This window comes from Mobilicoccus massiliensis (assembly GCF_000826525.2).
Lineage (GTDB): Bacteria > Actinomycetota > Actinomycetes > Actinomycetales > Dermatophilaceae > Mobilicoccus > Mobilicoccus massiliensis.
In genome coordinates this window covers 687,533-698,630 of the sequence record NZ_LN651330.1, presented here as the reverse complement: position 1 = coordinate 698,630, position 11,098 = coordinate 687,533, and the positions used below count along the sequence as shown (strand labels likewise).

Sequence of the window (11,098 nt, the reverse complement as noted above, 5' to 3'; positions counted from 1 at the left end):
ACGACGAGCCGGGTACCGGTGTCACGAGTCCCACCCGCGTCGGGGAGGCCCTGTCGTGAGCACGACACTCGATCGTGCACCGCGCACCCCGGCGCCCCGCTCCCCCAACCCCGTGACCGCGTCGCTGACCCGCATCGGCGCGGTCGTGCTCAAGGAGTTCCGGCACCTGCGCCGGGATCCCCGCATCGTCGCGATGGTGCTGCTCATGCCCGTCGTGCAGTTGCTCCTCTTCGCCTACGCCGTGAGCTTCGACGTACGCCACGTGCCCACGGTCGTCCTCGATCAGGACCGCACCCCCGCCTCGCGCACCTACGTCGCCTCGTACACCGGAGGTGACCTGTTCGACGTCACCCGCGAGGTCTCGGCGCTGCCCGAGATCGACACCGCCTTCGAGAACGGCCGCGCCCGAGTCGCCGTCGTCGTTCCCGCCGGGTTCTCCGACGCCCTCGCCCGCGGTGAGAAGGCCCCGGTCACCGTGCTCGTCGACGGCAGCGAAACGAACACCGGCCGCATCGCCTCGACGTACGCGAACGCGCTCAACGCCCAGTACGCCCAGCGGCTCGTCGTCTCGTGGGCCGACCGTCAGGGCATGGATGCCGGCGCGAACGGCGCCCTCGAACCGCGGCTACGGGTCTGGTACAACCCCGATCTGCGCTCGACGGTGTTCCTCGTACCCGGGCTCATGGTCGTCGTCATGCTCATCGTCACCGTGCAGCAGACCGCGGTGAGCCTGGTACGCGAACGCGATCTCGGCACGGCCGAGCAGATGCGGGTGTCCCCGCTCACCGACCCCGAGCTCATGCTCGGCAAGCTCCTGCCGTGGACGCTGCTCGCGTTCGTCGACGCGGTCGCGATCACGCTCATCGGGGTGTTCGTCTTCGACGTACCGCTGCGCGGCAGCATCCCGCTGCTCGCCGTGACAACCGGCATCTTCACCTTCGCGGCACTCGCGCTCGGCCTGCTCGTGTCGGCGTTGGCTCCGTCGCTCGAGGTGGCCAACCAGGTGGCGCTGCTCATCGCGTTCCTGCCGGGATTCCTCCTGTCGGGGTTCGCCTTTCCCCTCGACTCCATCCCGCGCCTGCTGCAGTGGATCAGCTATGCCTTTCCGGGCCGGTACATGGTCGAGATCGCCCGAGGGGTCTTTCTCAAGGGCGCCGGGCTCGCCGAACTGTGGCCGCCGCTGGCCCAGATGAGCGTCTACGCGGTCGTGCTCGTCACCCTTGCGGTGCTCGCCCAGCGCAGGCGGGCGTCATGAACATCGCCCGCGTCCGGCTGCTCGCGTGGAAGGAGGTCCGCCAACTGCGCCGCGACACGATGTTGCTGCGCATCCTCATGCTCATGCCGGTGTTGCAGCTCGTGCTCCTCGGCTACGTCGTGTCGGCCGACGTCACCCGCCTGCCCACCGCCGTCGTCGACCTCGACCGCACTCCCACCTCGCGTCAGGTCGCCGGCGCATTCACCGCCTCGGACTACTTCGACGTGCGCGAACGCCCCGAGGGTGAGCAGACGTTGCAACCGCTCATGGATTCCGGACGCGTCCGCGTCGCCGTCGTCCTGCCCGCCGGCACCCAGGCACGCCTCGAGCGTGGCGAGACCGCACCGCTGGGCCTCGTCGTCGACGGCTCGGACAGTCAGAGCGCCTCGGTCGGCGCCGGCTACGCGAGTCAGATCGTGGCCCGCCTCAACGCCGAGCGGGTGGCGACGCTCACCGGCGGTGCCCATCCCGGGCGGGCCGGGCCGCCCGCGATCGGCCCGCCGGGCTCCCCCGGTCTCGACGCGACGGTGCGGGTGCTCTACAACCCGACCCTGCAGACGGTCAATGCGATGATCCCCGGGCTGGTGGCGTTCATCCTCATGCTCTCGCTCATGGTCGTCATGTCGCAGGCGGTCGTGAAGGAACGCGAATCCGGCACGCTCGAGCAGATGTTCGTCACGCCGATCCGGCCGACGGAGTACCTCGTCGGCAAGGTCGTGCCGTACGCCGTCATCGCCACCGTGCAGTGCGCGGTCGTCATGGGCGTCGGGTTGTTGTGGTTCAGGGTGCCGTTCCGCGGGAGCGTCCTCGTCGTCCTCACCGGGCTCGCGCTGTTCATGCTCACGTCGATCGGCATGGGCCTCATCGTGTCGCTGCTCTCACGCACCCGCCAGCAGGCGCAGCAGGCGGTGCTGTTCATCGCGTTGCCGATAATGTTGCTCTCGGGCTTCATCTTTCCCATCGACTCGATGCCCGAGCCGATCGTGCCGGTCACCTATCTCATTCCGCTGACGTACGCCCTCGAGGTGCTGCGGGGCGCGATGCTCAAGGACGCGGGTTTCGACGCCCTCGCCGTCCCCCTGCTCGCCCTCGCCATCTTCGGCGTCGTCGTCTTCGGTGCGGCAGTGTTCGCAACCCGCCGCCGGCTCACGGATTGAGGTGCCGATGTTCGACCGCTTCCGCCGCCGCCCCGAAACCCACGGTGCCGTGCTCAAACGTCTCGGGGGACGCGGCTCCCCCGTCAGCCCGGACGAGGCCACCACTCCCGGTGAGGAGTCCCCGGCCGAGTCGTCTCGTGAGCCCGCCGTGATCCTGCGCGGGCTGACCAAGCGTTTCGGCAGCTTCACCGCCGTCGACAGCGTCGACCTCGACGTCGCGCGCGGTGAGATCTACGGCTTCCTCGGCCCGAACGGGTGCGGCAAGACGACGACGATCCGCATGCTCACCGGCTCCCTCGTCCCCACCGAGGGCGCGGCACAGGTGCTCGGCGAGGACGTGAGGCGGCATCCCGAGCGGGTCAAGCGCCGCATCGGGTACATGTCGCAGAAGTTCTCGCTCTTCGAGGACCTCTCGGTGGCCGAGAACCTCCGCTTCTACGCGGGCGTCTACGGCATCGACGACGCGTCGCTGCCCGAGGTCGTCCGCGAGACGATCGCCGCGGCGGGCCTGACCGGGCGGGAGGACGAACTCCCCGCCCACCTGTCGGTCGGTGTCCGGCAGCGGCTCGCCCTGGGAGCGGCGACGATCCACCACCCCGAGATCCTCTTCCTCGACGAGCCGACCTCCGGCGTCGATCCGATCGCCCGACGCGAGTTCTGGGACCGCCTCTACGCGCTCGCCGCCCGTGGGGTCACGCTGTTCGTCACGACGCACTACATGGAGGAGGCGAGCAACTGCACGAGGCTCGCGTTCATGTACCGCGGCCGGATCATCGCCGACGGCACACCGAGCCACATCCGCACCGAGACCATCCGTCACCGCATCGTCGAGGTCTCCGGCCTTCGCGACGCCGACGAGGCCCTCACGTGGCTCGAACAACAGCCCGACGTGCAGGAGGTCTACGCCGCCGGGGCTCGCCTCCACGTCTCCCTCGCCGAGGACGCCCCCCAGGCGACGGACACCCTCGCCCCCCGCCTCGCCGCCGCCGGATTCGGCGAGGCGACCATCACCCCCGTCGAGCCGACGATGGAGGACGTCTTCGTCCACCTCGCCACCCGCGCGGGAACGTGAAGGCAGGGCGAGTCCGCCGTCAGGAGGGGGATCGGCCGCCGTTCACGGTCCCGTCGCCACCTGGCACCACCGTGCCGCGCCTCGAGCAAGCCGCGCGTCGGCGGTGACCAGAGGGCAGTCGAACATGATCGCCACGGCGACGTACCCCGCGTCATACGCACCGACCGCATCACGCAGACGCCACATCGCCCCCAGGAGTCGCGCGGTGGGAACGAGCTCGATCCGGAGCCGGCCGAGCGCGTCTACGGCCCCCTCGGCGCGGGCCGTGGTCACGTGGCCACCACGATGCAGACCGCGGACGGCCGAGAACACCTCGGCAAGGACGAAATCCGGGGCCGCCCAGGTGAGGTCGGCGAGCATCGTGGATCGAGCCCACTCTCCACGCTCGTCGTCCGCGACGAGCAGGTCGACCACGGTCGACGCGTCGACGGCGATCACCGGTCACGCGCGAGGCCGGCCTCGCGTTCATTCCGCAGACTGCGCAACACGTCGGATGACGACGGCTCCCGCTCCGCACCGGTGAGGCCCCCGCCGAGCTCGACGACGGCGGTGATGAGGTCGACGTTGTCTCGACGTGCCGCCTCGGCCTCGACGATGTCGAGAAGATAGGCCTGCAACGACTGGCCGCGACGGCGCGCCTCGCGAGCGAGAGTCTCCCGTACCGCGGGTGGAACGTCACGGATCTGCAGGGCCACCATGCATGCAGAATACATGCATGACGCTCCGGGCCCTCACGTCGAGGATGCGACGGGGCCCACCGCGCACGCGGTGAAGACCTATTCGAGGGATGGAGGGAGTTCGCAACCCAGGCGCCGGTGGCGTCGCGTTCAGCCGGCGCGGACGAGCTGTCCGACTCTCCCCAGCGGCCGTGCTCGCGGCGTAGGCTCGCGGCGAATCCCCAACCGCAGCAAAGGAGCTGACGTGAGATCTCGTCGAAGTGCCGTCCTCGGTGCGTCCGTGGCGTCGGCAGTGGCCCTGCTGGCGCCAATCATGGCAGGCGCCCCTGGCGCGGGTGCCGTCGAGCACCCCGCTCCAGCGCCGTCCGGGCAGGTCGTCAAGGGTGTGCAGCCCACGGCGCGGACGTCGTTGCGGGAGGCGCCCACGCGGGAACGCTTCTACTTCGTCATGGCCGACCGGTTCGCCAACGGCAAACCCGGCAACGACACCGGCGGCATCTCCGGTGGCCGTCAGAAGAGTGGCTACGACCCCACTCACAAGGGCTTCTTCCACGGCGGCGACCTCGCCGGTCTGACGCAGAAGCTCGACTACATCAAGGGCATGGGCACGACGGCCATCTGGCTGACGCCGTCCTTCAAGAACCGCCCCGTGCAGGGCCCGGCCGGGCAGGAGAGCGCCGGCTACCACGGCTACTGGGTCACCGACTTCACTCGGATCGACCCTCACTTCGGCACCAACGACGAGATGAAGGCCCTCATCGAGGCGGCGCACGCCAAGGGGATGAAGGTCTACTTCGACATCATCACCAACCACACCGCCGACGTCATCAAATACGAGGAGAACCGATACGCCTACGTGCCCAAGTCGACGAAGCCATACCGGGACGCCTCGGGCCGCGTCTTCGACGACCGCGACTACGCGGGCACGAGTGTCTTCCCCGACCTCGACCCGGCCACGTCGTTCCCGCTCACCCCGACCTTCGAGACCCCGGCCGACCGCACCGTCAAGGTCCCCGCCTGGCTGAACGACCCCACCATGTACCACAACCGCGGTGACACGACGTTCGAGGGCGAGAACTCCCTGTACGGCGACTTCTTCGGACTCGACGACCTGTTCACCGAGCGCCCCGAGGTCGTCGAGGGCATGGGCGACATCTACGAGGCGTGGATCGACCTGGGCATCGACGGGTTCCGTATCGACACCACCCGCCACGTCAACATGGAGTTCTGGCAGCAGTTCTCACCGCGCATGCTCGAGCATGCCGCAGCCAAGGGCAACGACGACTTCTTCATGTTCGGCGAGGTCGCCGACCCGGATCCGCTCGAGATGAGCCGCTATTCGACGCGCGGCAGTCTGCCCGCCGCCCTCGACTTCGGGTTCCAGAAGGCGGCACAGGATTTCGTCGCCGGTGGCGCCCCGTCGTCGCTGGCGGGCTTCTATCGCAACGACGACCTCTACACCGACGCCGACTCCAACGCGTACTCCCTGCCGACGTTCACCGGCAACCACGACATGGGCCGGCTGCCATTCCTGCTCAACCAGGGCGGGGCGAAGTTCGACCACGCTCAGTTGCTCAAGCGTGTCGAGCTCGCCAATGCGCTGATGTTCCTCACGCGCGGCCAGCCGGTCGTCTATTACGGCGACGAGCAGGGCTTCATCGGCACCGGCAATGATCAGGCCGCCCGGCACGACATGTTCGCCACGAAGACGGAGCTCTACGCGAAGGAGCCGACGCTGCTCGGCCCGGCCGCCGTCAAGGACCGCTTCGACCCGACCTCCCGTCTCTACCGTCAGATCGCCGACCTGTCGGCCCTGCGGGAGAAGCACCCGGCGTTGGCCGACGGTGCGCAGATCAACCGGCTGGCGCCCAAGAAGGCCGGCGTGTTCGCGGTCTCCCGTGTCGATGCGGATCAGCGGGAGTACGTGGTGCTCGTCAACAACGCCACGACGGCCAAGAAGGTCACGGTCCAGACGTACAACGCGCGCGACAGGTTCGACCCGGTGTACGGATCTCGTGACGCGGTGCGGTCGGACGCGGCGGGCGGGGTCACCGTGACCGTGCCGCCGCTGTCGGCGACCGTCCATCGGGCCGCGACGAAGATCGACCGTCATCGGACTGCTCCTGCCGTCCGCATGGCCACGACCTGGCCGATGACGAGCGACGGCCGGATGCAGGTGTCAGCGAAGGTCTCGCCGAACCGGTTCGTGCAGGCCACGTTCTACGCCCGCCGGGCGGGGCAGCCGACATGGACGCTGCTCGGCACGGACGACAACTCCCCCTACCAGGTCTTCCACGACACGTCATCGCTGCGCACGGGCACACGCATGGAGTACCGCGTCGTCGTGCGGGACGAGTCCGGCCGCACCCGCACTGCGAGCGCGGTAACCACGATCCGCTGATTCCCCACCGACACGACGAACGGGACCCACCGGCAGGTGAGTCCCGTTCGTCGTGAAGGGATCAGGCGCGGGTGGCTCCGCGGGCATCAGGACCGTCGGCGGTGACACGCTGACCGTCGCCGTCCTCCGCGAGCCCCTCACGCTCGCGAGCGCGCTGGAGTGCACGCTTGCGCGTCTCCTCGGACTCGCGGGCGATCTGGCTCGCCTTCTGCTCGTCGCGGGTGAAGTTCTCACCCGTCTCGGGGTCGAAGACGTGCATGAGCGAGGGGTCGAAGTAGAGGTCGCCCTCGTCGCCCTCGAGGATGCGGGAGCGGCCGTCGAGGTTGACGACCATCTGGGTGCGCATGCCCTCACCGTCGAGTTCACGGTCGAGTTCGTCGAGGCGGTGCTGCACCGCCTCGTCCGCCTGGTACGGGATGTAGGCGTACTGCTCGTTGCCGAGCCATTCCGTCTGGTCGACCACGGCCCGGAACGAGACCGTGCCCTGCGGCTGCGCGTCACCGAGGCTCGCGTCCTTGATGTACTCCGGGCGGATGCCGACGATGACGATCTCCTTGCCCGACAGCTTGCCGGCGAGGTCTCCCGAGATCGGCACGTCAACGAACGGCAGCGAGAGGGTGTTGCCGTTGACGCGGGCCGGCAGGAAGTTCATCGGCGGGGTGCCGATGAAGCCCGCGACGAAGAGGTTGACCGGCTGTTCGTACAGCTCACGCGGGCTCGCGACCTGCTGCAGCACACCCTTCTTGAGCACCGCCACGCGGTCACCGAGGGTCATCGCCTCGGTCTGGTCGTGGGTGACGTAGATCGTCGTGATGCCCATGCGCCGCTGCATGCGGGCGATCTCGGTGCGCATCTGCCCGCGCAGCTTGGCGTCGAGGTTGGAGAGCGGCTCGTCGAAGAGGAACGCGTCCGCGTCCCGCACGATCGCGCGCCCCATGGCGACACGTTGACGCTGACCACCGGAGAGGTTGCCCGGCTTGCGCTCGAGGTGCTCGTCGAGCTCGAGCATCGACGAGGCCTGACGCACCTTGCGGTCGATGTCCTTCTCGTCGTGCCTGCCCTTCTCCAGCCGCAGCGGGAACGCGATGTTCTCGAACACCGACAGGTGCGGGTAGAGCGCGTAGTTCTGGAACACCATCGCGAGATTGCGGTCGCGCGGCGCCAACTCGTTGACACGTTTGCCGTCGATGAACAGGTCGCCGGAGGTGATGTCCTCGAGGCCGACGATCATCCGCAGCAGGGTCGACTTACCACAACCCGACGGGCCGACGAAGATCATGAATTCTCCGTCCGCGATGTCGAGGCTGACGTCGTTCACCGCGGGAAAACCGTCACCGTACTTCTTGACGAGGTTCTTGAGTTCGATCTGGGACATGAGAGTGGTGACTCCTTGAGACGTCGCGGCCGGGCGTCAGCCCTTGACCGCACCCGAGGTGAGGCCGGACACGATGCGCTGCTGGAAGAGCAGCACGAGGATGACGACGGGGATCGTCACGATGACGGCCGCGGCGGCGATGGCCCCGAAGGGCTGCTCGAACTGGGACGCGCCGGTGAAGAACGCGAGCGCCGCCGGCACGGTACGTGCCTTGTCGCTCGTCAGCGAGATGGCGAAGACGAAGTCGTTCCACGCCGTGAAGAACGTGATGATCGCCGTGGTGAACACGCCGGGTGAGGCGAGCGGGACGATGACCTTGCGAAAGGCCTGCCAGCTCGTCGCGCCGTCGACCTGCGCCGCCTGCTCCATCTCCCACGGGATCTGCTGGAAGAACGCCGAGAGCGTCCAGATGGCCAGCGGAAGGGTGAGGGAGAGGTAGGGGATGATCAGGCCGATCTGCGTGTCGAACAGCCCGATCTTGCTCCACACGTTGAACAGCGGCGTGACGAGCGAGATGACGGGGAAGAACGACACGGCGAGCGCGGTGACGAGGATCATCCGCTTACCCGGAAAGTCGAGGCGAGCGATGGCGTACGCGCAGAACGTCGCGAGGATCACCGAGATGAGCGTGGCCACCAGGCAGATGACCAGTGAGTTGGCCAGGGCCGGGAGGAACAGCTCGGAGGCACCCCCGGTGAGGATGAGCCGGTAGTTGTCGAGCGACCACTCGCCGGACTTGGGAAAGAAGTTGCCGAAGACGTTGAGCTTCGGATCGACCTGCGCGGCCGGGCTCTTCACCGACAGGGAGAAGATCCACAGCAGCGGGATGATCGTGAAGAGAATGACGACGAGGGAGGCGATCCCCATGAGGAAATTGCCGGATTTCGAGGAGTTCGATGCCATCGGTACTCAGCCCCTTCCGCCGGTGAGGTCGACCTTGAAGCCCTTGACGAAGATCCCCGCGATGAGAAGCACCGAGAGGAACAGCAGGACCGAGATCGCCGAGCCCATACCGATCTCGACGCGGTTGATCGTCTGGTCGTAGGCGAGCAGCGAGAACGTCGTCGTGTTGTTCGCGCCCTGGGTCATGATGAACACGTTGTCGAAGATGCGGAACGCGTCCAGGGTGCGGAACAGCACCGCGACCATGATCGCCGCCTTCATGTTGGGCAGGATGACCCGGAACAGGCGCTGCCAGAACGTGGCGCCGTCGACCTTGGCCGCCTCTTCCATCGCGCTGTCGACCTGCGCGAGCCCGGAGAGCAGGAGCAGCGACATGAACGGCGTCGTCTTCCAGATCTCCGAGAGGCAGATGACGAGCATCGAACTCCACCAGTGACCGAACCAGTTGAAGTCGGTGTTCCACGCGCCGAAGGTCAGGACCTCCAACCAGTGGTTGACGAACCCGGTGCTCACCTGGAACCCGTAGAACCACGCGAAGGCCGAGACCACGGTGATGATCGAGTACGGGATGAGCACGATGGTGCGCAACGTCTTGCGCGGCCAGACGACCTTGTTCATGAGCATCGCGAGCGCGAGGCCGATGACGAGCTCCACGACGACCGTGACGACCGTGATGAACACGGTGTTGCCCACCGCGAGCCAGAACAGCTTGTCGGTGAGGATCGTGGCGTAGTTCTCGAGGAAGACGAACTTCTTCGACGCCGGGTCGGTGAGCCGGAAGCTGAAGAAGGAGTCCCAGACGGCCTGCGCGATCGGGTAGGCCGTGACGAGGACCATGATGACGAACGCGGGCCCGGCGAGCTTCCAGCCGAGGGCGCGTTCTCCGCGCGCCCGCTCGGAGAGCGCGGCCTTGCGTGGGCGGTCCGGAGCATGACCCGGAGCCGTGGCGACGGTACTCACAGCAGCGCCTCTCCCTTGATGACCTTGAGGATGAAGTCGGCGGCCTTGGCGGGCGTGCCGTCGTTGACGCTCTCGGGCGGGCTGAAGCTCTTGTACAGCGCGGTCGAGATGTCACCGTAGTACTGCGAGGAGGGCCGAGCGCCGCCCGCGTCGAGGGATTCCCGGATGAGCTTGGCCGTCGGGAACTCCTTCTGGATCTCCGGGTCGTCGTAGACCTTCTTGCGTGCGGCAGGGTTGCCGGTGCCGAGCATGTAGGCCTTCTGGTTCTCCTCACTCGTGATGCACTGGATCGCCTCCCACGCGGCTGCGGGGTTCTGGCTCGCCGCGTTGACGCCGAGCTCGATGCCACCGAGCGGCGGGCGCGATTGCTTGCCGGCCTCGACCTGGGGATACCGGGCGAAGCCGATATCGTTGAGATCGGTCCCCTTCTCGGGCAGGGCGGCCCACGTGTACGGCCAGTTGACGAGGAAGGCGCCGCCGCCGGCGAACCCGTCGAGCGCCGCGGTCTCGTCGGAGGAGCCCATCGCCGGGCCGCCGACGCCGCTGCGCGCGATCGAACCGATGATCTCGGCCGCCTTCTTGCCCTGCGGGGTGTCGAGCCCGAGCTTCAACTCGTCGGCCGACGCGCCCTCGTTCTGCACGATGTGCCCGCCGCCGGACTCGATGAGCGCGTTGATCCACACCGTGTAGCCCTCGTACGGCTTGGCCTGCACACCGATGGTCGAGTCGATCTTCTTGGCGGCCTCGACGAGCTGGTCCCATGTGACGGGCTTGCTCATGTCGATGCCCGCCTCCTGGGCCTTCGACTTGCGGTACCAGAGCACCTGGGTGTTCGCCCACATCGGGGCGGCGACCATCTTGCCCTTCCACATCGCCGACTCGACGATGGGCTTGACCGCGTCCTCCTGGAGGGCCTGCTGCTTGTCCTTGGGCACCTCGGTGAGGAACCCGGCCTCGGCGAACTCCGCGACGAACACCGGGTCCATGCTCATGATGTCGACGCCCTCGTCGCCCGCCGCGAGCCGGCGCAGCAGTTGCTGGCGCTGGTCACTGGCGCTGTTGGGCAGCACCTGCGTGACGATGCGGTACTTGCCTCCGGAGGCGTCGGTGCACTTCTTGGCCAGGTTGGCCTGACCGGTCTTGCTCGGGTCGTTACCGCCCGAGTCCGGGTTGATGTACCAGGTCAGGGCCCTGGCATCTCCCGAGGTGTCATTTCCGGCGCATGCGGCAAGTGAGCTGCCGCCCGCCACGCAGACGGCCGCGACGAGCGCGACCGACCTCGTCCTTCGTCTGGGCAC

Annotated in this window: 10 protein-coding genes; 4 read left to right on the top strand and 6 right to left on the bottom strand. The window is 67.7% G+C overall.

Features of this window, described 5'->3' with window-relative positions:
• The first annotated feature begins 55 nt into the window (after nucleotides 1-55).
• Genes BN1197_RS12955 through BN1197_RS12945 form a run of 3 tightly spaced genes read left to right on the top strand, consistent with a single transcriptional unit; the run spans nucleotide 56 to nucleotide 3,484 of the window.
• Nucleotides 56-1,255, top strand: a complete 1,200-nt coding sequence (locus BN1197_RS12955; protein ID WP_052466697.1) for an ABC transporter permease — start codon at nucleotides 56-58, stop codon at nucleotides 1,253-1,255.
• Entirely contained in the window at nucleotides 1,252-2,412 is a 1,161-nt protein-coding gene (locus tag BN1197_RS12950; protein ID WP_040160262.1) for an ABC transporter permease, read from the top strand. The genes BN1197_RS12955 and BN1197_RS12950 overlap by 4 nt, the downstream gene beginning before the upstream one ends.
• 7 nt (nucleotides 2,413-2,419) lie before the next feature.
• Nucleotides 2,420-3,484 carry an ABC transporter ATP-binding protein gene (locus BN1197_RS12945; protein ID WP_082043881.1) on the top strand — a complete coding sequence of 355 codons (1,065 nt, stop codon included), beginning with the start codon at nucleotides 2,420-2,422 and terminating at the stop codon, nucleotides 3,482-3,484.
• Nucleotides 3,485-3,526: 42 nt separating this feature from the next.
• Here BN1197_RS12945 and BN1197_RS12940 read toward each other — a convergent pair whose 3' ends face one another.
• Both BN1197_RS12940 and BN1197_RS12935 read right to left on the bottom strand, forming a co-directional pair.
• Nucleotides 3,527-3,922, bottom strand: a complete 396-nt coding sequence (locus BN1197_RS12940) for a type II toxin-antitoxin system VapC family toxin (RefSeq protein ID WP_040160261.1) — start codon at nucleotides 3,920-3,922, stop codon at nucleotides 3,527-3,529.
• The gene (locus BN1197_RS12935) at nucleotides 3,919-4,182 is read right to left on the bottom strand and encodes a FitA-like ribbon-helix-helix domain-containing protein (protein ID WP_040160259.1); all 264 of its coding nucleotides are present in this window, start codon (nucleotides 4,180-4,182) and stop codon (nucleotides 3,919-3,921) included. Before BN1197_RS12935 ends, BN1197_RS12940 begins: the two co-directional genes overlap by 4 nt.
• A gap of 292 nt (nucleotides 4,183-4,474) precedes the next feature.
• Here BN1197_RS12935 and BN1197_RS12930 point away from each other — a divergent pair, with 292 nt between their 5' ends.
• Nucleotides 4,475-6,562, top strand: coding sequence for an alpha-amylase family glycosyl hydrolase (locus BN1197_RS12930; protein WP_245851924.1), 2,088 nt, complete (start codon nucleotides 4,475-4,477; stop codon nucleotides 6,560-6,562).
• 61 nt (nucleotides 6,563-6,623) lie between these two features.
• On the opposite strand, the gene BN1197_RS12925 is transcribed toward BN1197_RS12930, so the two are convergent.
• The 4 genes from BN1197_RS12925 to BN1197_RS12910 are packed head-to-tail and all read right to left on the bottom strand — an operon-like array spanning nucleotide 6,624 to nucleotide 11,098.
• A complete protein-coding gene (locus BN1197_RS12925) occupies nucleotides 6,624-7,937 on the bottom strand; it encodes an ABC transporter ATP-binding protein (protein WP_040160258.1) in 1,314 nt (437 codons plus the stop codon).
• Nucleotides 7,938-7,973: 36 nt separating this feature from the next.
• Entirely contained in the window at nucleotides 7,974-8,804 is an 831-nt protein-coding gene (locus BN1197_RS12920; RefSeq protein ID WP_390622722.1) for a carbohydrate ABC transporter permease, read from the bottom strand.
• A gap of 42 nt (nucleotides 8,805-8,846) precedes the next feature.
• Nucleotides 8,847-9,800, bottom strand: a complete 954-nt coding sequence (locus BN1197_RS12915) for a carbohydrate ABC transporter permease (RefSeq protein ID WP_040160256.1) — start codon at nucleotides 9,798-9,800, stop codon at nucleotides 8,847-8,849.
• Nucleotides 9,797-11,098, bottom strand: a complete 1,302-nt coding sequence (locus BN1197_RS12910; protein ID WP_040160393.1) for an extracellular solute-binding protein — start codon at nucleotides 11,096-11,098, stop codon at nucleotides 9,797-9,799. Before BN1197_RS12910 ends, BN1197_RS12915 begins: the two co-directional genes overlap by 4 nt.

Coding starts and splice junctions, on each gene's coding strand:
- BN1197_RS12945 (WP_082043881.1), top strand. CDS start 2,420: ATGTTCGACCGCTTCCGCCGCCGCCCCGAAACCCACGGTGCCGTGCTC.
- BN1197_RS12930 (WP_245851924.1), top strand. CDS start 4,475: ATGGCAGGCGCCCCTGGCGCGGGTGCCGTCGAGCACCCCGCTCCAGCG.
- BN1197_RS12925 (WP_040160258.1), bottom strand. CDS start 7,937: ATGTCCCAGATCGAACTCAAGAACCTCGTCAAGAAGTACGGTGACGGT.
- BN1197_RS12920 (WP_390622722.1), bottom strand. CDS start 8,804: ATGGGGATCGCCTCCCTCGTCGTCATTCTCTTCACGATCATCCCGCTG.
- BN1197_RS12935 (WP_040160259.1), bottom strand. CDS start 4,182: ATGGTGGCCCTGCAGATCCGTGACGTTCCACCCGCGGTACGGGAGACT.
- BN1197_RS12950 (WP_040160262.1), top strand. CDS start 1,252: ATGAACATCGCCCGCGTCCGGCTGCTCGCGTGGAAGGAGGTCCGCCAA.